Below are 23,730 nucleotides of genomic sequence, written 5' to 3'. Positions count from 1 at the left end.
CCTGTTTTAAAGATGCGATAAATAAATTATAAGTAAGAACAAATGCCACATATCCGGTGCCGGACGCGCACATTGGTATATCGGCATATTAACCCAATTATCAATATGAAACTGTTACTCTTAGGTTCGGGCGGCCGTGAACATGCCTTAGCATGGAAAATAGCCCAAAGCCCCAAAGTGGAAAAGTTATACATCGCTCCCGGTAATGCCGGAACCTCTTCGGTCGGTGAGAACGTAAACATCAAAGCTACAGATTTCGATGCACTGAAAGCATTTGCTCTTAAAGAGAAAATCGATATGATCGTAGTCGGCCCCGAAGATCCGTTGGTAGAAGGTATTTACGACTATTTCCAAAACAGCCCTGAAACAAAGCATATCTCCATTATCGGGCCTACTGCCGAAGGTGCCCGTTTGGAAGGCAGTAAAGAATTTGCCAAAGAATTTATGCAACGCCATCACATTCCGACCGCACGGTACAAGAGTATCACAGCCGATACCCTGGAAGAAGGATTTGCTTTTCTGGAAAGTCTGGAAGCACCCTATGTATTGAAAGCCGACGGACTCTGTGCCGGAAAAGGAGTATTGATACTTCCGACTCTGGATGAAGCAAAAAAAGAGCTGAAAGAGATGCTTAGCGGTATGTTCGGAGACGCATCGGCAACAGTGGTTATCGAAGAGTTTCTCAGTGGAATCGAGTGCAGCGTATTCGTATTGACGGATAGCGAACACTATAAAGTACTTCCTGTAGCCAAAGACTACAAGCGTATCGGTGAAGGCGACAAAGGTCTCAACACGGGAGGTATGGGCAGCGTTACTCCGGTTCCCTTTGCCAATGAAGAGTTTATGGAAAAAGTCCGCACACGGATCATCGAACCTACCGTCAACGGACTAAAGACAGAGGGCATTCTTTATAAAGGCTTTATCTTCCTGGGGCTGATCAACGTAAAAGGAGAACCGATGGTGATCGAATACAACGTCCGTATGGGAGACCCGGAAACAGAAAGCGTAATGCTTCGCGTCAAAAGCGATCTCGTAGAGCTTTTCGAGGGAGTAGCCCAGAAAAACTTAGATACAAAAACGCTCGAGATCGATCCTCGCACGGCAGCATGTGTCATGCTGGTAAGCGGCGGCTATCCGGAAACTTACCAGAAAGGATTTCCTATCAGCGGCATTGAACAGGCCCAAGATACGGAAAGCATTCTCTTTCATGCCGGCACGGCCTTAAAAGAGGGTCAAATCGTAACCAACGGAGGACGTGTCATTGCCATCAGTTCGTATGGAAATTCCAAAGAAGAAGCACTTGCAAAGAGCTATCAAGTGTCCGAGATGATACAATTTGAAAAGAAAAACCTCCGGCACGATATCGGATTTGATTTATAATGAGAAATAGAAGACTACAAGGCCGGATAACAGCAGGCAGATTCACACTGCCCGCTGTTATCCTTATTTGCATCGTCTGCTGGATAGGCACTTCCATCCTGTTGCCTGCAATGAGTTCGGAAAAAGAAGCCGGATATGCATTGTGGCAGTCGGTCTGCACACTTTATCTCCCTGCCTGGGCCGACAGGGTCATCAGCTTTATGCTATACGCCGCCATCGGATATTTTCTGATCGAGCTCAACAATACGTTCGCCATTATCCGTATGCGGGCTTCGGTACAGACCTCCATTTATTTTTTATTGGTAACCATCTGTCCGGGCATGCACCTGTTGTATGCAGGAGATATAGCCGCCGTAGCCTTCCTCATCTCTCTGTTTTTCTTATTTAAAAGTTATCAGCACCCCCGTCCGGTGAGTTATATATTCCATTCTTTCGTTTTTATAGGAGCGGGAAGCCTGCTGTTTCCACAATTATTATATTTCATTCCCCTTTGGCTGATAGGAGCTTATTACTTCCAATCACTCACAGCCCGTAGTTTTTGTGCCGCATTGATAGGGTTGAGTGTTTCCTATTGGTTTTTGTTCGGCCATGCGTTCTTCTACGGCCAGATGGAGCTGTTCTACCAACCATTCGTCGAGCTGGTTCATTTCCAACCGGTCAATCCCGGCAAGGACCTTCAACTTTGGGAGCTCGTTACGCTTGGTTATCTATTCATCCTGTTCATAGTCAGCGCAGCGCATTGCATTGTCAGTGGATTCGAAGACAAGATACGTACCCGTTCTTATCTGCATTTCCTGATTTTCATAAATTTCTGCATATTCCTGTTCATATTCCTGCAACCGGCCCACTGCATGGACCTACTATCGTTACTTCTGATAGGAGTCAGTATTCTTGTGGGACATTTGTTTGTTTTAACCAACAGTAAAGCCGCTAATCTATTCTTTATCGGTTCCATGACCGGATTAATTCTCTTATTCTGTTTCAATGTATGGACGCTTTTATAAATTTTCTTATTGAATGGGGTTATTTAGGCATGTTTCTTTCTGCCGTACTGGCTGGGAGCGTTGTTCCTTTCAGCTCGGAAGCGGTGTTGGCAGCATTGGTTCTGCCCAGTACAGGTTTGAGTCCTGTTATCTGCCTGTTATCAGCTTCGGCAGGCAACCTTTTAGGTAGCCTGACCTGCTATGCAATGGGGCGCATGGGCCGTATGGATTGGCTTGAAAAATACTTCCACATGAAACGGGAAAAGGTAGAACGTATGCAAGCCTACCTCAACGGACGAAGCGGCTTCATGGCTTTCTTCGCTTTTCTTCCCATTATCGGAAGCGTAATAGCCGTTGCACTGGGATTTCTGCGAAGCAATATATGGGTAGTTTCCATCTCTATGCTGGCCGGAAAAATGCTGCGTTATATATTAGTAATCCTTGCAGCGAGGGGGCTGATCGACTTAATGGTATGAAACGAATCATTGAACTGACTGCCGATGGCAGCGCCACTCTTTTCGTTCCGGAGTTGAACGAACATTATCATTCTGTGAAAGGCGCCAGAACCGAGTCTCAACATATTTTCATCGACATGGGATTGAATGCCTCCGAAGCCGTAGAGCCACATATTCTCGAAATAGGTTTCGGAACGGGATTTAATGCTCTGCTTACACTTGAAACAGCAGAAAGATCCCTTCGGAAAGTGCACTATACCGGTATCGAACTCTACCCGCTTTCCTGGGATATCGTAGAGCCGTTGGGATATAGTAACAACCCGTTGTTCAAAACATTACATATGATTCCCTGGGGTGAGGATGCAATAATAACGCCCCACTTTACGTTAAGAAAAGTACAAGCGGATGTAAACAATGTATTTATGTGTCCATGTGGCAATCTATCTGCTGAAAACACGGTGATACCTGACAGTAACCGGGGGATCGGCACGGCAACACATTGGGACATTATCTATTTTGATGCTTTTGCACCCGAGAAACAACCGGAGATGTGGTCGCAAGAACTATTCAACCGGCTATATGTTATAATGAATCCGAAAGGCATACTCACCACTTATTGTGCGAAAGGGATAGTACGCCGTATGTTACAGGCAGCAGGCTTTACAGTGGAACGCCTTCCCGGCCCCCCAGGAGGAAAACGAGAAATACTAAGAGCCCGGAAAGACTGTCCGCCGGAGAAAAAATAACCATCTAAAAAGAAACAATATATATGAGACATATCTTCGCTCTTCTCCTGATAATCATCTGCCTGACATCGTGCAATACAGGAAAGCCAAAACAAAATAACGAGAAGCCGGTTATTGCCGTCACCATCGAGCCGCAACGTTATTTCACCGAAGCCATTGCCGGAGATAAATTCGATGTCATCAGCATCGTACCCAAAGGCAGCAGTCCGGAAACCTACGATCCGACGCCCCAACAGCTCGTTTCACTTGGAGACAGCAAAGCCTATTTCCGCATCGGCTATATTGGCTTCGAACAAGTCTGGATGGATCGTCTCACAGACAATACCCCACACATTCAAGTATTCGATACGTCGAAAGATGTAGACCTCATTTTTGAAGAAGAAGAGATTCACGGAGACCACCGCCATGCCGGAGGCGTGGAACCACATATCTGGAATTCGACCGGCAATGCCCTCATCATCGCGCGTAATACGTACAAAGCGCTTTGTCAGCTGGATAAAGAGAACGAAGCCTATTATCTGGCCCGATACGACAGTCTGAGCCAACGTATCATACAAACAGACAGCATTATCCGGGAAACCTTGAAAGAGCCCGGTGCTACCCGGACATTTATGATTTATCATCCGGCCCTTTCCTATTTCGCCCGCGATTACGGACTGCAACAAATCAGCATCGAAGAGGGCGGAAAGGAGCCCTCTCCTGCCCATTTGAAAGAGTTGGTAGATGTTTGCCGCCAAGCAGACGTCCGTGTTATTTTCATCCAACCCGAGTTTGATCATCGTAATGCAGAAATCATAGCTAAAGAAACCCGGACAAGAATTGTCCCCATCCATCCTCTCAGTTACGACTGGGAAGCAGAAATGCAGGCAGTTGCCCGGGCATTGGCAAACAACGATAAACAATAAACGATCCGATGACGACACAACCGATAATAGAAGTTCACGGACTTTCCGCCGGATATGACGGACGTACCGTGCTGCATGACATCGACCTTACTGTCTATGAAAATGATTTCTTAGGCATTATCGGCCCCAACGGAGGAGGAAAAACAACTCTTATCAAATGCATTTTAGGGTTATTAAAACCTACAGCCGGAAAGATTACATACAATATTTCGACTATGGGTTACCTCCCGCAATACAATACGATCGACCGTAAATTTCCTATTTCCGTTGAAGAGGTAATATTATCCGGACTCAGTTCCAAAAAGTCACTCATCAGTAGATTTACAGACGAACAACGCGAGAAAGTGCGTTCAACCATCGCCCGTATGGGACTGGAAGGCTTGGAAAGCCGTGCGATCGGACAACTCAGTGGCGGACAATTACAACGTGCTTTATTGGGGCGTGCCATTGTCAGTGGCCCGTCGGTCGTTATCCTCGACGAACCGAGTACTTACATAGACAAACGTTTCGAAGCCCGCCTATACGAGCTTTTGGCAGAAATAAACAAAGAATGCGCCATTATCCTTGTGAGTCACGACATCGGCACGGTACTGCAACAGGTCAAGTCCATCGCCTGCGTCAACGAAACACTGGATTATCACCCGGATACGGAAGTCACGACAGAGTGGCTGGAACGTAACTTCAACTGCCCTATCGAATTATTAGGGCACGGTACATTGCCACACCGCGTACTGGGAGAGCATCACCATCATCATTAGAGGAAAGAGAGAAACCAATAAGAGTCTTAATCGTTTCACAGTTGTGAAACGAGTTCCTCACATATGAGAGACGTGCGTCTCACAACCATGAGACGCTCTCCTCACAATTGTGAAACAGTAAAAAAGCAATAGAAAAAACATAAAAGAGCGACTGCCTTATCACCTTTATTCAACCTGCACACTCCGCAAACAAAGCATATCGACGGACATCCCGTATAGGCTTCTTCCTAAAATCTTATAATTATTCCTCCCTTTCCACTTCTTTATACATGTAAATCATTATCTTTGCGCCCACTTAACATGTTAATGAATAAACAACTATCGTTTTAATGAAACAGTACAAAACCGTAAACAACCTCGTCGGTTGGCTTACTTTCATTATCGCTGCCACGGTCTATTGCATGACAATAGAACCGACAGCCAGTTTCTGGGATTGTCCCGAGTTCATTACTACCGGCTATAAACTGGAAGTCGGTCACCCGCCCGGCGCACCTTTCTTCATGCTGACAGCCAACCTATTCTCACAATTTGCATCCGATGCCACCACCGTGGCCAAAATGGTGAATTACATGAGCGCCCTGATGAGCGGTGCCTGTATTCTGTTCCTTTTCTGGAGCATCACCCATCTGGTACGCAAACTCATTATCAAGGACGAAAACAACATTACGACCGGTCAACTGATCACCATTATGGGTAGCGGACTTGTCGGTGCATTGGTATACACCTTCAGCGACACCTTTTGGTTCAGTGCCGTCGAAGGTGAAGTTTACGCCTATTCATCCCTGTTCACAGCCGTTGTATTCTGGCTGATTCTGAAGTGGGAAGATGTGGCCGACCAGCCACACAGTGATCGCTGGATCATCCTGATCGCCTATCTCACAGGATTAAGCATCGGTGTTCACTTGCTGAACCTGCTTTGTTTACCCGCCATCGTATTGGTATATTATTATAAAAAAGTTCCCAACGCCAATGCCAAAGGTTCGCTTTTGGCCCTTTTCGGTTCTATGGTACTGGTAGGAATCGTACTTTACGGCATTGTACCGGGAGTTGTAAAAGTAGGCGGATGGTTCGAACTGCTCTTTGTCAACAGCATGGGGCTGCCATTCAATACCGGTGTTATTGTTTATATCATTATACTTGCAGCGAGCATCATCTGGGGAGTATACGAAAGTTATACGGAAACCAGCCGCCCACGCATGAATATCTCTTTTATGCTTACCATTGCCCTGTTGGGTATCCCATTCTACGGACACGGAGCAAGCAGTGTCATTATCGGTATTATCGTACTGGCAGCCTTGGGACTTTACCTGTTCGCAAAAAAACTCGATCAGAAATACCAGATATCTGCACGCACCATGAATACCGCCCTACTCTGTACCATGATGATCATGGTAGGCTATTCGTCGTATGCCCTGATCGTTATCCGTTCAACGGCCAACACTCCGATGGACCAAAACTCTCCCGAAGATATCTTCACACTGGGCGAATACTTGGGACGTGAACAGTACGGAACCCGTCCGTTATTTTACGGACAGGCCTACTCTTCAAAAGTAGAATTGGAAGTCAAAGACGGATATTGCGTTCCTGTAGAAGCCAACAGTACCACCAAATATATCCGTAAAGAAAAAACATCCGCAGACGAAAAAGACTCGTACATCGAGGTTCCCGGACGTGTGGAATATAAATATGCACAAAACATGCTCTTCCCGCGTATGTACAGCAGCGCACACGCAGCACAATACAAAGGATGGGTAGATATCGACGGTGTCGACGTCCCTTACGACGAATGCGGCAATGCCATCATGGTCAACATTCCGACCCAATGGGAAAACATTAAGTTCTTCTTCCGCTACCAGCTCAATTTCATGTACTGGCGTTACTTTATGTGGAACTTTGCCGGACGTCAAAACGACCTCCAGGGAAGCGGTGAAATAGAACATGGCAACTGGATTACAGGCATCCCGTTCATCGACAACTGGCTGGTAGGCGACCAGAGCCTGCTTCCGCAAGAACTGAAAGACAACAAAGGACACAATGTATTCTACTGCCTGCCTCTGCTCTTAGGTATTATCGGCCTCCTTTGGCAAGCCTACCGGGGACAGAAAGGCGTACAGCAATTCTGGGTAGTATTCTTCCTGTTCTTTATGACCGGTATTGCCATTGTGCTCTATCTGAATCAGACCCCGAGCCAGCCCCGTGAACGAGATTATGCATATGCAGGCTCCTTCTATGCCTTTGCCATCTGGGTAGGTATGGGCGTGGCAGGTATCATCAAGCTCTTGCAGGACTACGCCAAAATGAAGGAACTTCCGACGTCTGTCCTTGTTTCAGTACTCTGTCTGCTGGTTCCCATCCAAATGGCAAGCCAGACATGGGATGATCATGACCGTTCGGGACGTTACGTCGCACGTGATTTCGGGCAAAACTACCTGATGTCTTTACAGGAAAGCGGCAATCCGATCATCTTTACCAATGGTGACAATGATACATTCCCCTTATGGTACAATCAAGAGACGGAAGGTTTCCGTACCGATGCCCGTACCTGCAACCTGAGCTATCTGCAAACGGACTGGTACATCGACCAAATGAAACGCCCGGCTTACGATTCCCCGTCACTCCCCATCACATGGGACCGTGTAGAATACGTAGAAGGAACCAATGAATACATTCAGATCCGTCCGGAAATCAAACAGACCATCGACGCCCTCTATGCCCAGGCAAACAGCAGCGACAATCCGGAGGCCTTGCAGAATGTCCGTAACGAGTTCGGAGAAGATCCCTACGAATTAAAGAACATCCTCAAATACTGGATACGTTCCGAGAAAGAAGGGTTACACGTTATCCCGACTGACAGTATCGTCATCAAAATCGATAAAGAAGCCGTACGCCGCAGTGGTATGAAGATTCCGGAAGCATTGGGCGATTCAATCCCCGATCACATGAATATCCTGCTGAGAGATGACAACGGAAGACCCAAACGCGCACTTTACAAAAGCGAGCTGATGATGCTCGAAATGCTGGCGCATGCCAACTGGGAACGGCCGATGTATATGGCCATCACCGTAGGCCGGGAAAATCAGTTAGGCATGGACAAACACTTTATCCAGGAAGGTCTCGCTTCCCGCTTCACACCGTTCGAAACCAAAAAGTTAGGAACAACCGTGGACAGCGAAAAGATGTATGACAACCTGATGAACAAGTTCAAATTCGGCGGCATCGACAAACCGGGCATCTACATTGACGAAAACGTAATGCGCATGTGCTACACACACCGCCGTGTGTTCGCCCAGTTGATAGAGCAGCTGATGAAAGAGGGCAAAAAAGACAAAGCCCTCGCAGCACTGGATTATGCAGAGAAGATGATCCCTGCTTACAATGTTCCCTACGATTGGCAGAACGGTGCCGTACAAATGGCAGAAGCCTATTACCAGTTGGGAGAGACAGAAAAAGCAGATAAGATTATGGACGCATTGGCCAATAAAGCCATCGAATACCTCACTTGGTATCTCAGTCTGGACAATTCGCAATTCTTCGTATCATCACGGGAATTCGAATACCACATCGCTCTGCTGAACGAAGAATTGAAACTCATGGAGAAATATAAATCAAAACTGTCAGACAACTATTCCGGCAAACTGGACGAATTGTATGGCATGTATGTTTCCCGCATGAAAGGAGCAAGATAAAAGGCAATGTTTATAGAGCAACCACCGTGGATTTTCCGCGCTCTATATCCGAAAGCTATCTTCCGGATGAGTCCCGACGAGAAGGCTGTTTATCTGACCTTCGACGATGGTCCCATCCCGGAAGTAACTCCGTGGGTATTGGAGTTGCTGGATAAATACGACATCAAGGCCACCTTTTTCATGGTAGGCGATAATATACGGAAATATCCGGATATATTCAGAATGGTCGTCGAACGCGGGCACCGGATCGGGAATCATACATTCAACCATATTCGCGGATTCGAATACTCTGCCGACGAATACCTAAAAAACACCGATCTCGCCAACCGGGAAATGAAGACCGACCTCTTCCGCCCGCCACACGGACATATGGGCTTCAAGCAATATCACACACTAAAACAACACTATGATATCATCATGTGGGATTTAGTGACACGTGATTACAGTAAAAAGAGACGTCCCGAGCAGGTCTTGGCCAATGTAAAACGGTATGTGCGCAATGGTTCCATCATCACCTTCCACGACTCACTAAAATCGTGGAACAATGGGAATCTGCAATACGCTTTGCCCCGTTCAATCGAATACCTGAAACAACAGGGCTATGCCTTTAAAGTGCTTCCTGCCCGGAGAAGCTCACCGGACAACGGCAATAACAGAAAATAAAATCGTGAAAGCAAAACCATGGAGGTAAAAACCCTTTCTGCAAGTCAAATAAAAGCCGAAGCTCTACGCCTCGGCTTTTCTGCATGCGGAATGGCGCCGGCAGAACCGGTAAACACAGCCATTGCCGACGCTTTCAGCCGATGGCAGGCACAAGGAATGCAGGCGAACATGAATTATATGGGCAACTATCTTGACAAACGCCTCGATCCCCGCCTGCTGATGGAAGGGGTACGTACCATTCTGTCCGTAGCTCTCAATTATTATCCTGCCCGGCAATTACGGGAAGACCAATACCAGTTTGCCTGGTACGCCTATGGCAAAGACTATCACGACTTGATGAAAACCAGACTGACCGCGTTGCAGGCATACATTTCCGCACACTCTCCCCTACCCTTGCAAAGCCGTGTGTTCTGTGATACCGCCCCCGTATTAGAGCGTTATTGGGCCTATCGCGCAGGGCTCGGCTGGATAGGAAAAAACACCCAGCTCATCATTCCACATGCCGGTTCCTGCTTTTTCTTAGGAGAATTGTTTCTCGATATGGAAGTAGACGAATACGACCAGCCACAGAAAAACCGGTGCGGCAATTGTACCCGATGCATACAGGCCTGCCCTACGAAAGCACTGGAGGCCCCTTTTTTGCTCAATTCAAGACGTTGCCTGTCTTACCTTACCATTGAGAACCGCGACGCCATTCCTCTCTTAGAGGGCAAAAAAATGGGCAATAAAATATATGGCTGCGACGAATGCCAGAAAGCCTGTCCCTGGAACAAGTTTGCCACCCCTTGCCAGGCACCGGACCTGCAACCCACAGAGCTCTTTATGCAGATGGAGAAAGAAGACTGGCACACACTGACAGAAGAGCAATACAGAACTCTTTTTAAAGGAAGTGCCGTAAAAAGGGCCAAATATGCCGGACTAATGAGAAACATACATCAGGTGGAAAGTAACGAATAAGCTCCAATCGCATCGCCCCTATCCGGCAAAGTCAAACATGAGACGGCAGTGACAATTTTTGAGAGAATGCCAATAAAAGAAATAAAAGGTTACGATATCCTGCCGTTAATCAAGGATCCCGCCAAACCTGAAACAATACGGGAAGCCACCGTACATCATTCCATCCGTGGAGAATTTGCCATACGAAGAGGGAAATGGAAATTACTATGCTCACCCAGATCCGGTGGCTGGAGCTATCCGAAACCCAATGCAGACAAAGAAGCAATTGCCTCATTACCTCCCATCCAACTTTATGACATGGATCAGGATCCGGGAGAAAAACATAATGTATACAAAGAACATCCGGATATCGTAGAAGAATTGAGAGCACTCTTACAGCAGTATATAAAGAACGGAAGAAGTACTCCCGGAACTCCCCAGAAAAATGGCGCCGTCCATAAATGAGAACAGGTAAAAAGCATCATGCACGATGATTAGAGTCATTTTCCGAGCATAAAAAAGAGACCGCCGCACAGCATCATGCTCCACAACGGTCTTTTTTTCTATTTGAAGTATTCTTAATCTTACTGTACGGTCACCGTCAACGGGGCCCGCAACTTCTGTGCAAACGCAGCTACATACTCATTCCAGGCATCAACCGTTTTGATATCAGCCTTGTCCCATGCAGCTCCCCAGTAATAAGTGTATTCCGAACCCGGCTCGTAGTCACTGACAGCCAATACATGGCCATCTGCCCCACCGCGCAATTCTTTCTTCTCTTTCTCCGGGAAAAGAGCAACTTTAGCCTCTTTTACCGTAGCAGGGAAAGCCGCACCAACAAAAATCTTTCCATTATTGTTGTTTACGTTATCCGTCGGGTCTACATAAGTGATATAACCGTTAGCGGCATCGGCTACAACAGCACCATCCGGTTCATGGAGAACAATACCGGTAACTACAGAAGTCGTTTCTTTCAGATTGCTGTAAGCAACAACCGTCTTGTTCATATGCGAACCTGCATCCAGAGAGATCAGACGAGTTTCTACCACATCCGTATTCTCTTTCACTGTCAATGGGTTATACACCAACTTCACAGTAAAACGCAAGGGGCCATTGTCCAGAATTTCCTGCGTAGCATAGCAATAGGGATAAACAATCTCGTCATCAACCATCAAGGCAGCCGTACCGCCACCCAGTGTAGGCCCTACTTTATAGCAATCCAACCCATTACCATGATCTACATGATAAGAAACAGAGCGGTAAAGCTCACTCGCTGCTTTCGGATCCGTCTTCTTCAACTCATCGATCTTCGCTTTAGTTTCCGGATTCAATTCGCTTGCATAACGGGCCTCTACAACCGGTTCCGTTGTGTTGTATTTGGTCCATACATCATAGCCGAAAGCACGTTCGCCGGTAGCCTGCAAAGCCGGGCCATAAGCACGGAAAGCAACCAGGTCATTCTCCCATGCCACATCATCCACACGTTCGGGATAATAGCGTCCGCATGCCTTCGTATCGAAAACAGCCGGCACACCTGCCTGAATAGTATAAGCGGCAGTCCCGTTTGCCTTTACCGTGGCCGGGAAAATCACTTTCTCATCATAAGTAATCTGATAAGGTACTTGTTGCCCGTCAGCATCGAGTACAATAATTTGTGCCGTATCGGCCAATTGCAATTTAGAAGTAACATCACTCATGGATACCTCCACCATTTCACCGGCACGCTCCATAGCAGTTGGGTTCGTTACCGTTACAGTAACCGTTTTGCTCTCATTACAAGCGAAACATACAAGAGCAGTTGCAATAAAGAAAAATAGTTTTTTCATCTTTCTGTCGTTATTTTGATTATAAAAACCCGAAAGGGCGGAGTTCTCCCCCGCCCTACAGTATATAACTGTATTTTGTCTCTTATTTCGGTTGTTTTCCGATGTATGCCAGAATACCGCCGTCAACGTACAATATATGCCCGTTTACGAAGTCAGAAGCATCCGATGCCAGGAACACAGCAGGTCCTGCCAGATCTTCCGGAGTTCCCCAACGGGCAGCCGGAGTTTTAGCTATAATGAACGAATCAAACGGATGACGCGAACCGTCCGGTTGGATCTCGCGTAATGGAGCAGTCTGTGGAGTAGCGATGTAGCCCGGGCCGATACCATTACATTGGATGTTGAATTCACCGTATTCAGAAGCGATATTTTTAGTCAGCATCTTCAAGCCGCCTTTAGCAGCAGCATAAGCCGATACAGTTTCACGTCCCAGCTCACTCATCATCGAGCAGATATTGATAATTTTACCGTGACCTTTTTTAATCATAGAAGGGATAACAGCCTTTGACACGATGAACGGGCCATTCAAGTCGATATCGATTACCTGACGGAATTCGGCAGCAGTCATTTCATGCATCGGAATACGCTTGATGATACCTGCATTGTTTACCAGAATATCAATAACGCCTACCTCTTTTTCAATCTGAGCTACCATAGCGTTTACCTGCTCTTCGTTGGTCACATCACATACATATCCTTTAGCCTCGATACCTTCAGCCTGATAAGCAGCAAGACCCTTATCCACCAGTTCCTGCTTGATATCGTTAAACACAATCTTTGCACCGGCCCGAGCAAAAGCAGTGGCCAAAGCTAAACCGATTCCGTAAGACGCACCTGTTACCAGTGCTACTTTACCTTCTAATGAAAAGTTTACCATAATAATAATTTATTAATGTGCCAATGTGCCAACATACCGGCAAAGGTACTAATTCACACATCCAGCACGAAGATTGTTAATTAATTGTTCTTATTAAGCTATTTCTTAGAGCCTGTTTAAATTGATACATTGGCACATCAGTGCATTGTATCCTTATTTAAGGTCTGTAATCAACGAGAAGTCCTGATCTCCATAGTCAAGGTTTTCTCCTCCCATACCCCAGATAAATGTATAATTGTGCGTAGCGGCAGCCGAATGAATAGACCATTCGGGAGACAGGACAGCCTGGTCACCCTTCATCCATACGTGACGTGTTTCATCCACCTCACCCATGAAATGACATACAGCATGCTCTTCGGGTACTTCAAAATAGAAATAAGCTTCCATACGGCGGCTATGGACGTGTGCCGGCATTGTGTTCCACACACTTCCCGGAGCCAGTTCCGTCATACCCATTTGTAACTGACAGGTAGGCAATACCTGATTCACCAGCATTTTATTAATATTACGGTGGTTAGAACCTTCCAACGATCCCATTTCTGCAACCACAGCATCTTTCTTCGTCACTTTCTTATCCGGATAATTGCGGTGGGCAGTCAATGAGTTGAAATAGAATTTGGCGGGATTCTTTTCATCTTTGCTCTCGAAAGTCACTTCGCGGTCTCCCGAACCTAAATAAAGGGCTTCTTTATAATCGAGTTCGAATACTGCATTACCGGCTTTCACCACACCGGGACCACCTACATTAAAAATACCCATTTCGCGACGAGTCAAGAAGTAAGGAGCTTTTAGCGGATCGATCGCTTCCAGTTTAAGCACCTCTCCTACCGGCATTGCACCACCGACCACCATTCGGTCATACATAGAATATACCATATTTACTTCGTTAGCTGAGAATACTTTTTCAATCAAGAAGTCACGACGGATTCTCGTAGTGTCGTAGCTTTTTGCATCTTCCGGATGCGCAGCATAGCGAATTTCATAGTTCGTTTTCATACTTTATTTATTTAAATAGTTTATAATATTACAGTTCAGGTGCACGTCGTTTGCGTACACGATGCAAAAATAGAAAAAGAAAATGGCAAAACCTTGCATTTTTGTTCTTATTATCTATCAATATTGTCCACAGACAGATAATAAACGAAGCGTTTAACAAACTATAATACGAATTAGAGAAGTACCATTCAATATTTTTTCAGAAATACCGAAAGATCATTTTTACATTAATTCCTCAGAATTTTACGTTGCCCCCCAATTGTTGTTCGAAATAAAGAGAAGCCGGATGGCAGAAAAAGCAAAATCCCCGACGATCATTGATCACCGGGGATTTCTATTTTGTTGTCCTACCAAGATTCGAACTTAGACAAACAGAACCAAAAACTGTTGTGCTACCATTACACCATAGGACAAACTCGCTGTGCTTTCTGTTAAAAAGCGGTGCAAAGATAGTGCTATGCAACTAAATCTCCAAATATTTTGGCATTTTTTTTATTTAGCAATGATCAGATAGTAGTTCTTCTTGCCCCGTTGAACAAGTAAATACTTCTCATCCAGTAAATCTGCCGTAGTAATCACCTGGTCGAATGCGGCCAACTTTTCTTTATTCAGAGAGACGCCTCCGCCCTGTACCAACTTACGCATTTCACCTTTTGATGCAAATACAGCCGCATTGTCTACAAACAAATCGACCGCCTTCACACCTTCAGCCAATACATCACGAGACACTTCGAACTGCGGAACACCTTCGAAAACCGCCAATAGCGTGTCTTCATCGAGTTTTCTCAATGCATCGGAAGTAGCATTACCAAATAAGATATTAGAAGCGTCTACAGCCGCATTATAGTCCTCTTCAGAGTGAACCATAATCGTCACCTCTTTGGCCAGACGTTTTTGAAGCACACGCAGATGCGGGGCTTGCTGATGCTCTGCAATCAATGAATCGATTTCCTCTTTTGAAAGAGCAGTAAATATCTTGATGTAGCGTTCCGCATCCGAATCGCTGACATTCAACCAGAATTGATAGAATTTGTACGGTGAAGTATATTTCGCATCGAGCCATACATTACCCGATTCCGTCTTACCGAATTTACCGCCATCCGCTTTGGTAATCAACGGACAAGTCAAAGCAAAGACCTCTCCTCCGTTCGTGCGACGTATCAGCTCGGCACCCGTAGTGATATTGCCCCACTGATCCGAACCACCCATCTGAAGCTTACAACCCTTAGTCTGGTTCAAATGCAAAAAGTCATATCCCTGAAGCAACTGGTAAGTAAACTCCGTAAATGACAACCCGTCACGGGCTTCCCCGTTCAGACGTCTCTTTACCGAGTCTTTTGCCATCATATAGTTCACAGTAATATGTTTACCCACTTCACGAACAAAATCAAGGAAAGTGAAATCTTTCATCCAGTCATAATTATTCACCAACTCTGCGCGATTCGGTACCTCCGATTCAAAATCCAGAAACTTGGCCAACTGCTTCTTGATACAAGCCTGATTATGACGCAAAGTCTCTTCATTCAGCAAATTGCGCTCTGCCGATTTACCGGACGGATCACCAATCATACCTGTCGCACCACCGATGAGTGCCAACGGTTTATGACCACAACGCTGGAGGTGGCGGAGCATCATTACGCCACACAAGTGACCAATATGCAATGAATCAGCCGTCGGGTCAATCCCGAGATAAGCTGTTACTTGCTCCTTAGCTAACAATTCTTCTGTGCCCGGCATCATATCTTGCAGCATGCCACGCCATCTTAATTCTTCTACAAAATTCATCGAATGATATTAGTTTTTAAATATTTAGTCAGGGCAAAAGTACGACTCTTTCTTTGAAGAAACAACTCTTATCCATTAAAAAAAACTTTCTTGATATTATGCTGTATCTGCTCCGTAAGTTTGATTACGGAGATTCCCAACGTACGAGCTGCCCTCTCGTATACTTGGCAGATATCCGTCTCGCTGTCATCCGTCTCTAAAAAGAGTCTGTCAAGCGGTATTACCCGTAAAGAATCCTCATTATAACGAATCCCCAAAGAAAGATAAAAGCCCGAACGCAGCATTTCCAAAGCCAATTCCGGCTTTCCGCGAAAACCGTGCTGAATCCAGGGGATATGACCGGAAGCGTTCTTTTTCAGAAGTCCGATAATCCCGGTAGACTTCACATTATGAATCAAAACCGGTTTTCCTAACTTTTCCGCAACAGCCAACTGACGCGAGAAAATGCGTTCCTGAGCCATCAATAACTCCGGATAAACATGTTTATCCATACCGCATTCGCCAATAGCAAGCACTTGCGGATGCCCGGCCAACTCCTCAAACAAAGTCCAGTCTATCCGATTTTCCAACGTCACTTCCCACGGATGTACACCTACAGAATAAAACCGTCCTGCTTCCGGAAAGAACTTATCTTTCGGAAAACGAATATTCAAGATTGCCCGGAAAGGATCTTCGGACAAATGATGAGAATGTATATCCAACAGTTTCATAATCAACTAAGGTACAGGGTCATATCCGGAACCACCCCAGGGATGGCAACGCAGTATCCGTCTTACAGCTAAATAAAAACCCTTAAAAGGACCGTGTTTTTTAATCGCCTCGATGGCATACTGCGAACAAGTCGGAGTAAAACGGCAGGAGGGAGGGAGCATAGGAGAAATACATGCCCGGTAAAAATAGATAGGAATCAATAATATGTACGACAACAGACGCTTCATTCCAGCCTCTCCGCGATACGGGCCAACAACACTTTTACCTTCTCTTCTATTTCCTCAGTACGGCACAGCTCATCCGACAGATAAATAAAAGCAATCGTCAACCCAAGTCCTTTTTCTTGCAGAACCTGCCACAACGGACCCTTATTCTTCCGGTAAGCCTCACGTATCTGACGTTTTACCCGATTACGCTTTACCGCCCGCTTAAACCGCTTTTTGGGGACACTGATAAGGATAGACACAGGCACTTCCTGCTGCTCCACAGACATATACACCGCACGCAGAGGAAAGACGGAAAACGAACGTGAAAAACCGCCCGCAAACATCTTTTCAATAACAATCTTACTATGAAGCCTTTCAGTTTTACACAATGTATTCATCCGTACGATATAAAAAACAACGAGCTACAAGCACACGCACGTGCGCAGCACTTGTAGCTCGTCGTTTGTCATTTATTAATTACTTTCCTTTGTTATTCTCCTTAATGAACATATCCAAAGCGGCTGTCATAGAAGGAGCCTGTACGGTAGGAGCCTCTAAATCCAAGCGAAGCCCGGCATCACGAACAGCTTGTGCTGTTGTAGAGCCGAATGTTCCGATCTTAATATTCTTCTGATCAAAATCCGGAAAATTCTTCTTCAGCGAAGAAACACCGGCCGGACTAAAGAATACCAACATATCATAGTCAAATTCTTCATCCTTGCCAAAGTCATTACTAACAGTGCGATACATCACTACCTCCGTATGCTGGATATTATGTTTATCCAACAGGTTCTTGATGTCATCATTGTGCACATCCGACATCGGCACGAGATATTTCTCAGTCTTATGTTTCACAATAGAAGGAATCAGATCTTCAATCTTACCTGTAGCGCCAAAGAATATCTTGCGCTTGCGGTATTGCACATACTTTTGAATATAAAGTGCAACTTGTTCCGTTACACAAAAATACTTCATTGTTTCCGGAATAGTCACACGAAGCTCCGTGCAAAGATGGAAAAAATGATCAATCGCATGACGCGAAGTAAATATGACAGCTGTGTGGTCAAGGATTGACACTTTCTGTTGTCTGACCTCTTTAGCAGAAACACTTTCTACTTTGATAAAGGGGCGGAAATCTATTTTTATGCCATACTTTTCGGCAATGTCGTAATAGGGAGATTTCTCTGAAGCAGGTTTTGGCTGCGACACAAGTACTTTCTTAATTTTCAACGTCCTAAATTTTTATTACCAATATATTGTTTAGTTCTCTCAAGCCCTGATACAAAAGTAAATAGGGCATGATTTCAAGGGCACAAAAGTACAAAATTAAAAGGAAAAGGCTGCTAATCTTATCGAAAAAAAGCTTTATCCACTTATAAAACATCAATATTTTAGCAAAAATTATCAAGAACAGCCCGATTGAAACTAAAAACAAGATATTCAAATCGAAATAAACAAGGAGAAGAACAAACGGAAAAAGAACGAATCCGAGGTAATAAATCAGTGTAGAATAAGACTCCAACCATATAGTTGTCCGATTTTTATCAAAAAACACCCACCCTAAGAAAGAATAAAACAGCCACTTTAGTAAAAGATAAAGCAAACAGATAAGAATATAAATTCCTAATAGGAGAGGAGGGGAAACCTTTTCCATCAAAGTCGGCTGCACATCATTAAAGTAGTTAAAAATGCAGATACCACTCAAGATACAGGTCTGAAATACCAGCAACAACAGATAACGGACATCCGCCGCCGTAGAGGCAGCAAAAATACTTGTACGTTCGCGATGAAGCATAAAGTCCTTTGCTTGTTGAGAAAGAAACTTCTTGCTCCGTGCCAACGCAAAGGACGAGAAGAAGAAACAGGCAAGCAGAACCAATGCAATTACATCGTCCGTACGGGGAGAATAGGGAAGGGGTATCCCCTCAAAACCCGATACAAGCATCAACCACGCACTCATATAGCCGCAAATTTACGGATGGACGCATCCCAAACGGGAACCCTATACACCAGTTCGACAGCCTCTTCAGGAGTGGCAGCCACATGCCAGATATCGCCATGCTGTCTCCGCATAAAATTCTCGTCAATAGCCCGCTTAAGCTGGTCGAGCAACGGATCGAAAAAGCCGTTTGTATTCAATATCACAATCGGATTAAGATAAAGCCCCAACTGTTTCCAGGTGATAACTTCAAGCAGTTCCTCCAATGTACCGCATCCGCCGGGTAAAGCTATGACAGCATCACTCAAATCCGCCATGAGCTGCTTCCGCTCATGCATACTTTCCACTTCAACCAACCGGGTCAATCCTGTATGATGCCATCCCTGCTCCACCATAAACCGGGGAATAACCCCCGTAACCTCACCTCCGTTTTCAAGGACAGCATCGGCTACAGAACGCATCAATCCAATACTTCCAGCACCGTTCACCAAACGGATACGCCGTTCGGCAAGCAACTTGCCCAACCGGCCGGCTGCTTCAAAATACACTTTATCTATCTTGCTACTCGATGCGCTGTAAACACATACGGAATTTATCTGATTCATACTTCTATATCATATGTTTAGACCACAAAGGTACGTTTTTTTGGGTTACACATAAAATCCTTCAATAAAAGAAGTATAAAAAATGGTCCTAATTCAGAGAGTGGATCATTATCGTCTTCACAAGATATTCTATATACTTATCAACAACCATTAATCCTACTTCATGCAACCCCCAAATTAAACTTCTATTCCCAAAACATCCGGATGTTCTTATATAAAACATGGGGATGTTCCAGTGCAGAACATGGGGATGTTTTCACACACAACATCCCCATGTTTTATATGTACATCTTACACAAATTCTGCCCCAGATACATATATCCATTCAGACATATACTATATTACAATAGTTTAGCAGACACTATACTGCTGAACACAAGAACAATCAAACAACAATTACATATCCAATTTACAAAAAGAAGAAAGCCGCCTCTCGTTGCATGATGCACGGGAGGACAGCTCTCTATAATAAATAGCTGTAAAGCTACGCTGATTACAAACCGAAAGCGGTTTTCACCTTATCTACATAATCCAGTTTCTCCCAAGTGAAGAGCTCTACTTCAACAGTCTTGGAAGGTTGATAACGGGAAGTGAAAGTTTTGGTAACGACACGCGGTTCGCGTCCCATATGGCCATAAGCTGCTGTTTCACTATAAATCGGATTACGCAGCTTCAGACGTTCTTCGATAGCCTTCGGGCGAAGGTCGAACAATTCGTCAATCTTTTTGGCTATTTCGCCATCGCTCATCTTCACATGGCTACGTCCGTAAGTATCGACATAAATATTGATCGGACGGGCTACGCCAATCGCATAAGACACCTGTACAAGGATCTCGTCGGCTACACCGGCAGCCACCAGATTCTTGGCAATATGGCGGGCTGCATAAGCAGCGCTACGGTCCACTTTGCTGGGGTCTTTTCCGGAGAAGGCACCACCACCGTGCGCACCTTTACCGCCATAAGTATCTACGATAATCTTACGCCCGGTAAGACCGGTATCACCGTGAGGACCGCCAATCACGAACTTGCCCGTCGGATTTACGTGATAAATGATACGATCATTAAACAATGCCAGCACATCGGCATGATGAATGGAAGCGATCACCCGGGGCATCAAAATCTCGATTACATCTTTGCGGATGATCGCAAGCATCTCCTCATCAGCCTTCAATTGAGCTTCCACAGAATCATCTGCCGGCTGTATAAAGTCATCATGTTGAGTAGACACCACAATCGTATCGATACGTACGGGTTTGCCATTATCGTCATATTCAATAGTCACCTGACTCTTAGCATCAGGACGCAGGTAAGTCATCTCCTTTCCTTCGCGACGGATATCTGCCAGTACCAACAAGATACGGTGTGCCAAATCAAGAGAAAGAGGCATGTAATTTTCTGTTTCATTCGTAGCATAACCAAACATCATTCCCTGGTCGCCCGCCCCCTGATTCATCGGGTCTTCGCGTTCTACACCACGGTTGATATCGGCACTCTGCTCATGGATGGCAGAGAATACACCACACGAGTTACTTTCGAACATGTACTCGCCTTTGGTATAACCGATTTTCTTGATTACTTCGCGTGCAACAAGCTGTAAATCAATGTAAGCACTGGTTTTCACTTCTCCCGCAAGTACCACCTGTCCGGTAGTTACTAAGGTTTCGCAAGCTACTTTCGAACTGGGATCAAATGCCAACAGTTTGTCAAGTACAGCGTCCGATATTTGATCGGCCACTTTGTCGGGGTGTCCTTCAGACACCGATTCGGATGTGAATAAATATCCCATAATTAGAATTATGATTTATAAATTATGATTTATGAAACAGGGATAAGATGAGTAGAGACGCCAAAAGACACAGAAAGGAATGTTGTTTTAGCATTTTTTTCTGTGGTTGCAAGCTACTCAAATCTTTCCACATTTCATTTCGGAAGACAAAGGTAGAGATTATTTCTGATTAATTACTAACTTTGCTGCACATTAACATCATTTTTGTATGAAGAAGAGACTGAAAAGAGTAATAACTCTGCTGATATACATCGGGGTGACAATAGGAATCTATTATGTCGTTTGCCTGTCGATGCACAAGCCTTTTACAGAACTACACTATCTGTATGGAGCCTTAATAGGATGCATTGCTTACCTGCCGCAATTTATTGCGGAGAGAAAGAAGAAGTAAAAAGTTCTTTCATTGTTTTTGCAAACATTAATCTAAAGGTAGTATTAGACGCACTCAATAAGACGAATAACCCACACACAAATAAAAACTATAAGATACAAAAATCATGAACAGAATTGGCGAACCAATCGCAAAGTGTATTATAAGCACTTTAATATCAGTCACTTTATTTTCTTGTCACATGGATAAAGAGTCAGCTATCACACTGTTTGAACAAGGAAAGAAAATGGAAAAAAGAATGCTGCCCGATTCTGCGGTAATTATGTATCAAAGAGCCATAAAACAATCTGCCACTCAAAAGGACATAGAGTTAACCGGAATAATTTATAATCAGTTAGGAGACTTATATTTATCACATTATTTATTTAATAAATCTCTTTCAGCATATAAATTAGGACTAAAATACACCCAGTTATCATCTGATAAAACAAATAAATCCAAATCCCTAAGAGGTATCGGGAAAAGTTATACATACAACTCCAAACCCGATTCAGGATTGATTTACTTATCTCAAGCTTTACTACTATCCAAGTCAATAAATGACAAAGAAGAAGTCGTTCGTATTCACAATAATATCTCTAATGCCTATTTTGAACTAAAACAGTTTAAAAAAGCATTAGAACATAACTCCCGAGCATTGAATATAACAATGGATAGTACAAGCAAGTATATTAATAGTTTCGCAAGAGCTGATATTATGTATCAAATGCAGAAATATGATTCTGCACTCTATTATTATACCATTGGAACCCAGTGTGATAACCTTAACACCCGAACCGGTTGCTATTATATGCTCTATAAACTTTCAAGCCTATTGAATAAACCGGATTCTGCATATTATCTTAGCCATTTTACAACAATTCGAGATTCGATAGAAGAAGCCAATCACCCAGACCTAATTCAATCAGCAGAGAATAATTATCTCACTGATAACATCATCAAGAAGAAAAATAATAATTTAATAGTGGGACTGGGCTTTATTTTATTTCTTTCATCTATCACATTCCTAATAACAATATCCACCCACAAAATAAAACTCAAAAATCATGAAAGAGCCAAAGAAAAAGAAATAAAGAAGTATACTGAAGAAACAAACGAGTTACAACGAAAATTGGCTATATATGCCAAGGAAAAAGAAAGACAAGCAATCAAGCTCTCCCAAACCGAAGCAACACAAAAATTGTCGTTAATACAAAACAGAATTGTTAATGACATAAAAATACATGCAATCGAGTGCAGTGAAGATTTCATGAAGTCACAACTCTATAATGAAATGAAAATACATTTCAGAAAAGACCCTTCATTGTTAACAACTAAAGAACAAAAAAAACTCTTAGACGTAATAAATAAAAGACATCATACATTCGTTCAATATTTGCAAGCATTCACTAACATGCCGGAAGACGACTGCCTTTTGTGTTGTTTAGCTTTAGCTCAATTTACCACCAAAGAATGCTCATTTATTCGTGGTGTCACAAGTGATGCTATTCGCTCACAAAAAGCCCGAATAAAGAAAAGATTAATAGAATCTTTTTGCTCCATAGAACTATTTGAATACATTTTTTCCACAAAAGAAAAAAACAAATAATAGGTTTAGCACATTTTATATTTATACATTACTGATAATGTGATAATTACACAGAACAGACTTCGCACACTTTTTAATTGTAACCATTTAAATTTCATTCTACATTTGCACCATAAACAATTATAATAACAAAAAATGAAAAAAATTATTTTTATTATTATTGCATTAGTTGTAAATGTAAATATGCTAATGCATGCTCAGCCAAAAGTGCCGACAAAAGTAATCATCCTCACAGGTAAAGGACAATTAACCTCTGAAAGTGTCGAAGTAGAAATGGCTTGGAAAGGTGGCTTGTTAGCAAAATTTAACGAACCATTAGAAAATGCCACGATTGAAATTCTAAGCATAGATAGAGAAGTTATTTATCAACAAAATATGGATGCTAAAACTAATGATACACTCTCTATTGAACTACCCAAAAATAAACCAGGAAAATATATAATTGAAATTATTTCTCCACAAGGTATATTAGAAGGAGAATTTTATATCCACAATTGATTAGACAAAA

General features: G+C 43.9%; 24 protein-coding genes and 1 tRNA gene. 13 read left to right on the top strand and 12 right to left on the bottom strand.

The genetic code is table 11. The features are described 5' to 3' along the window. Positions 1-105: 105 nt before the first annotated feature. The 10 genes from purD to RB604_RS04435 all read left to right on the top strand — a co-directional run bounded on the left by purD (position 106) and on the right by RB604_RS04435 (position 10,977). Positions 106-1,380, top strand: coding sequence for a phosphoribosylamine--glycine ligase (purD, locus tag RB604_RS04480; protein WP_055294021.1), 1,275 nt, complete (start codon positions 106-108; stop codon positions 1,378-1,380). Beyond that, complete coding sequence (locus tag RB604_RS04475) at positions 1,380-2,384, top strand: hypothetical protein (RefSeq protein WP_005927842.1); 1,005 nt, start codon at positions 1,380-1,382, stop codon at positions 2,382-2,384. The genes purD and RB604_RS04475 overlap by 1 nt, the downstream gene beginning before the upstream one ends. Beyond that, complete coding sequence (locus tag RB604_RS04470) at positions 2,369-2,839, top strand: YqaA family protein (protein WP_005927846.1); 471 nt, start codon at positions 2,369-2,371, stop codon at positions 2,837-2,839. The genes RB604_RS04475 and RB604_RS04470 overlap by 16 nt, the downstream gene beginning before the upstream one ends. Further along, positions 2,836-3,564 carry a tRNA (5-methylaminomethyl-2-thiouridine)(34)-methyltransferase MnmC2 gene (gene mnmC2 / locus RB604_RS04465; RefSeq protein WP_021936106.1) on the top strand — a complete coding sequence of 243 codons (729 nt, stop codon included), beginning with the start codon at positions 2,836-2,838 and terminating at the stop codon, positions 3,562-3,564. Before RB604_RS04470 ends, mnmC2 begins: the two co-directional genes overlap by 4 nt. Positions 3,565-3,587: 23 nt before the next feature. Then, positions 3,588-4,469, top strand: a complete 882-nt coding sequence (locus RB604_RS04460) for a metal ABC transporter solute-binding protein, Zn/Mn family (RefSeq protein WP_055293972.1) — start codon at positions 3,588-3,590, stop codon at positions 4,467-4,469. A gap of 8 nt (positions 4,470-4,477) precedes the next feature. After that, positions 4,478-5,227: a metal ABC transporter ATP-binding protein gene (locus RB604_RS04455; protein ID WP_055293969.1), complete on the top strand. Its 750-nt coding sequence runs from the start codon at positions 4,478-4,480 to the stop codon at positions 5,225-5,227. A gap of 329 nt (positions 5,228-5,556) precedes the next feature. Continuing rightward, positions 5,557-8,913 carry a glycosyltransferase family 117 protein gene (locus RB604_RS04450; protein WP_055293967.1) on the top strand — a complete coding sequence of 1,119 codons (3,357 nt, stop codon included), beginning with the start codon at positions 5,557-5,559 and terminating at the stop codon, positions 8,911-8,913. A 6-nt stretch (positions 8,914-8,919) separates the two neighbouring features. After that, positions 8,920-9,576 (top strand): polysaccharide deacetylase family protein, encoded by a 657-nt coding sequence (locus RB604_RS04445; protein ID WP_055293964.1) that lies wholly within the window; start codon positions 8,920-8,922, stop codon positions 9,574-9,576. 18 nt (positions 9,577-9,594) lie between these two features. Beyond that, on the top strand, positions 9,595-10,533 hold the full coding sequence (gene queG / locus RB604_RS04440; protein WP_055293962.1) for a tRNA epoxyqueuosine(34) reductase QueG: 939 nt from the start codon (positions 9,595-9,597) through the stop codon (positions 10,531-10,533). A gap of 66 nt (positions 10,534-10,599) precedes the next feature. Next, positions 10,600-10,977 carry a hypothetical protein gene (locus RB604_RS04435; protein WP_229103644.1) on the top strand — a complete coding sequence of 126 codons (378 nt, stop codon included), beginning with the start codon at positions 10,600-10,602 and terminating at the stop codon, positions 10,975-10,977. A 119-nt stretch (positions 10,978-11,096) separates the two neighbouring features. On the opposite strand, the gene RB604_RS04430 is transcribed toward RB604_RS04435, so the two are convergent. The 12 genes from RB604_RS04430 to metK form a co-directional block, all read right to left on the bottom strand. Continuing rightward, complete coding sequence (locus tag RB604_RS04430; RefSeq protein WP_055293957.1) at positions 11,097-12,338, bottom strand: BT3233 family polysaccharide utilization protein; 1,242 nt, start codon at positions 12,336-12,338, stop codon at positions 11,097-11,099. Positions 12,339-12,420: 82 nt separating this feature from the next. After that, positions 12,421-13,215, bottom strand: coding sequence for a gluconate 5-dehydrogenase (locus RB604_RS04425; protein WP_005927873.1), 795 nt, complete (start codon positions 13,213-13,215; stop codon positions 12,421-12,423). Positions 13,216-13,368: 153 nt separating this feature from the next. Continuing rightward, a complete protein-coding gene (kduI, locus tag RB604_RS04420) occupies positions 13,369-14,211 on the bottom strand; it encodes a 5-dehydro-4-deoxy-D-glucuronate isomerase (RefSeq protein WP_005927876.1) in 843 nt (280 codons plus the stop codon). Positions 14,212-14,553: 342 nt separating this feature from the next. Further along, positions 14,554-14,624: transfer RNA gene (locus RB604_RS04415), tRNA-Gln, on the bottom strand. A 79-nt stretch (positions 14,625-14,703) separates the two neighbouring features. Next, complete coding sequence (tyrS, locus tag RB604_RS04410; RefSeq protein ID WP_005927879.1) at positions 14,704-15,996, bottom strand: tyrosine--tRNA ligase; 1,293 nt, start codon at positions 15,994-15,996, stop codon at positions 14,704-14,706. Positions 15,997-16,064: 68 nt separating this feature from the next. Then, complete coding sequence (locus RB604_RS04405) at positions 16,065-16,706, bottom strand: TatD family hydrolase (protein WP_007479505.1); 642 nt, start codon at positions 16,704-16,706, stop codon at positions 16,065-16,067. Between the two features lie 6 nt (positions 16,707-16,712). Further along, positions 16,713-16,934, bottom strand: a complete 222-nt coding sequence (gene yidD / locus RB604_RS04400) for a membrane protein insertion efficiency factor YidD (RefSeq protein ID WP_005927884.1) — start codon at positions 16,932-16,934, stop codon at positions 16,713-16,715. After that, a complete protein-coding gene (rnpA, locus tag RB604_RS04395) occupies positions 16,931-17,311 on the bottom strand; it encodes a ribonuclease P protein component (protein ID WP_055293955.1) in 381 nt (126 codons plus the stop codon). The genes yidD and rnpA overlap by 4 nt, the downstream gene beginning before the upstream one ends. A gap of 79 nt (positions 17,312-17,390) precedes the next feature. After that, positions 17,391-18,143 (bottom strand): uroporphyrinogen-III synthase, encoded by a 753-nt coding sequence (locus RB604_RS04390; protein WP_309008724.1) that lies wholly within the window; start codon positions 18,141-18,143, stop codon positions 17,391-17,393. 4 nt (positions 18,144-18,147) lie between these two features. Then, entirely contained in the window at positions 18,148-18,873 is a 726-nt protein-coding gene (locus RB604_RS04385) for a DUF4271 domain-containing protein (RefSeq protein WP_005927892.1), read from the bottom strand. Continuing rightward, entirely contained in the window at positions 18,870-19,457 is a 588-nt protein-coding gene (locus RB604_RS04380; RefSeq protein WP_055293953.1) for an LOG family protein, read from the bottom strand. The genes RB604_RS04385 and RB604_RS04380 overlap by 4 nt, the downstream gene beginning before the upstream one ends. 493 nt (positions 19,458-19,950) lie before the next feature. After that, positions 19,951-21,243, bottom strand: a complete 1,293-nt coding sequence (metK, locus tag RB604_RS04375) for a methionine adenosyltransferase (protein WP_007479509.1) — start codon at positions 21,241-21,243, stop codon at positions 19,951-19,953. 208 nt (positions 21,244-21,451) lie between these two features. Here metK and RB604_RS04370 point away from each other — a divergent pair, with 208 nt between their 5' ends. The 3 genes from RB604_RS04370 to RB604_RS04360 all read left to right on the top strand — a co-directional run bounded on the left by RB604_RS04370 (position 21,452) and on the right by RB604_RS04360 (position 23,720). Continuing rightward, a complete protein-coding gene (locus tag RB604_RS04370; RefSeq protein WP_005927901.1) occupies positions 21,452-21,634 on the top strand; it encodes a hypothetical protein in 183 nt (60 codons plus the stop codon). Positions 21,635-21,740: 106 nt separating this feature from the next. Then, complete coding sequence (locus tag RB604_RS04365; protein ID WP_007479510.1) at positions 21,741-23,222, top strand: tetratricopeptide repeat protein; 1,482 nt, start codon at positions 21,741-21,743, stop codon at positions 23,220-23,222. 135 nt (positions 23,223-23,357) lie between these two features. Continuing rightward, positions 23,358-23,720 (top strand): DUF3244 domain-containing protein, encoded by a 363-nt coding sequence (locus RB604_RS04360; protein ID WP_007479512.1) that lies wholly within the window; start codon positions 23,358-23,360, stop codon positions 23,718-23,720. The last annotated feature ends 10 nt before the right edge of the window (positions 23,721-23,730 follow it).

This window comes from Bacteroides salyersiae (genome assembly GCF_031172035.1).
Lineage (GTDB): Bacteria > Bacteroidota > Bacteroidia > Bacteroidales > Bacteroidaceae > Bacteroides > Bacteroides salyersiae.
This window is presented reverse-complemented; position numbering and strand designations above follow the sequence as displayed.

Bases quoted from the DNA above. Each gene is read 5' to 3' on its own strand.
- RB604_RS04370 (WP_005927901.1), top strand. From the start codon at position 21,452: ATGAAGAAGAGACTGAAAAGAGTAATAACTCTGCTGATATACATCGGG.
- yidD (WP_005927884.1), bottom strand. From the start codon at position 16,934: ATGAAGCGTCTGTTGTCGTACATATTATTGATTCCTATCTATTTTTAC.
- tyrS (WP_005927879.1), bottom strand. From the start codon at position 15,996: ATGAATTTTGTAGAAGAATTAAGATGGCGTGGCATGCTGCAAGATATG.
- RB604_RS04445 (WP_055293964.1), top strand. From the start codon at position 8,920: ATGTTTATAGAGCAACCACCGTGGATTTTCCGCGCTCTATATCCGAAA.
- metK (WP_007479509.1), bottom strand. From the start codon at position 21,243: ATGGGATATTTATTCACATCCGAATCGGTGTCTGAAGGACACCCCGAC.
- RB604_RS04385 (WP_005927892.1), bottom strand. From the start codon at position 18,873: ATGAGTGCGTGGTTGATGCTTGTATCGGGTTTTGAGGGGATACCCCTT.
- queG (WP_055293962.1), top strand. From the start codon at position 9,595: ATGGAGGTAAAAACCCTTTCTGCAAGTCAAATAAAAGCCGAAGCTCTA.
- kduI (WP_005927876.1), bottom strand. From the start codon at position 14,211: ATGAAAACGAACTATGAAATTCGCTATGCTGCGCATCCGGAAGATGCA.
- RB604_RS04475 (WP_005927842.1), top strand. From the start codon at position 1,380: ATGAGAAATAGAAGACTACAAGGCCGGATAACAGCAGGCAGATTCACA.
- RB604_RS04450 (WP_055293967.1), top strand. From the start codon at position 5,557: ATGAAACAGTACAAAACCGTAAACAACCTCGTCGGTTGGCTTACTTTC.
- RB604_RS04455 (WP_055293969.1), top strand. From the start codon at position 4,478: ATGACGACACAACCGATAATAGAAGTTCACGGACTTTCCGCCGGATAT.
- RB604_RS04460 (WP_055293972.1), top strand. From the start codon at position 3,588: ATGAGACATATCTTCGCTCTTCTCCTGATAATCATCTGCCTGACATCG.
- RB604_RS04430 (WP_055293957.1), bottom strand. From the start codon at position 12,338: ATGAAAAAACTATTTTTCTTTATTGCAACTGCTCTTGTATGTTTCGCT.
- mnmC2 (WP_021936106.1), top strand. From the start codon at position 2,836: ATGAAACGAATCATTGAACTGACTGCCGATGGCAGCGCCACTCTTTTC.
- RB604_RS04360 (WP_007479512.1), top strand. From the start codon at position 23,358: ATGAAAAAAATTATTTTTATTATTATTGCATTAGTTGTAAATGTAAAT.
- rnpA (WP_055293955.1), bottom strand. From the start codon at position 17,311: ATGAATACATTGTGTAAAACTGAAAGGCTTCATAGTAAGATTGTTATT.
- RB604_RS04365 (WP_007479510.1), top strand. From the start codon at position 21,741: ATGAACAGAATTGGCGAACCAATCGCAAAGTGTATTATAAGCACTTTA.
- RB604_RS04425 (WP_005927873.1), bottom strand. From the start codon at position 13,215: ATGGTAAACTTTTCATTAGAAGGTAAAGTAGCACTGGTAACAGGTGCG.
- RB604_RS04405 (WP_007479505.1), bottom strand. From the start codon at position 16,706: ATGAAACTGTTGGATATACATTCTCATCATTTGTCCGAAGATCCTTTC.
- RB604_RS04470 (WP_005927846.1), top strand. From the start codon at position 2,369: ATGGACGCTTTTATAAATTTTCTTATTGAATGGGGTTATTTAGGCATG.
- purD (WP_055294021.1), top strand. From the start codon at position 106: ATGAAACTGTTACTCTTAGGTTCGGGCGGCCGTGAACATGCCTTAGCA.
- RB604_RS04380 (WP_055293953.1), bottom strand. From the start codon at position 19,457: ATGAATCAGATAAATTCCGTATGTGTTTACAGCGCATCGAGTAGCAAG.
- RB604_RS04435 (WP_229103644.1), top strand. From the start codon at position 10,600: ATGCCAATAAAAGAAATAAAAGGTTACGATATCCTGCCGTTAATCAAG.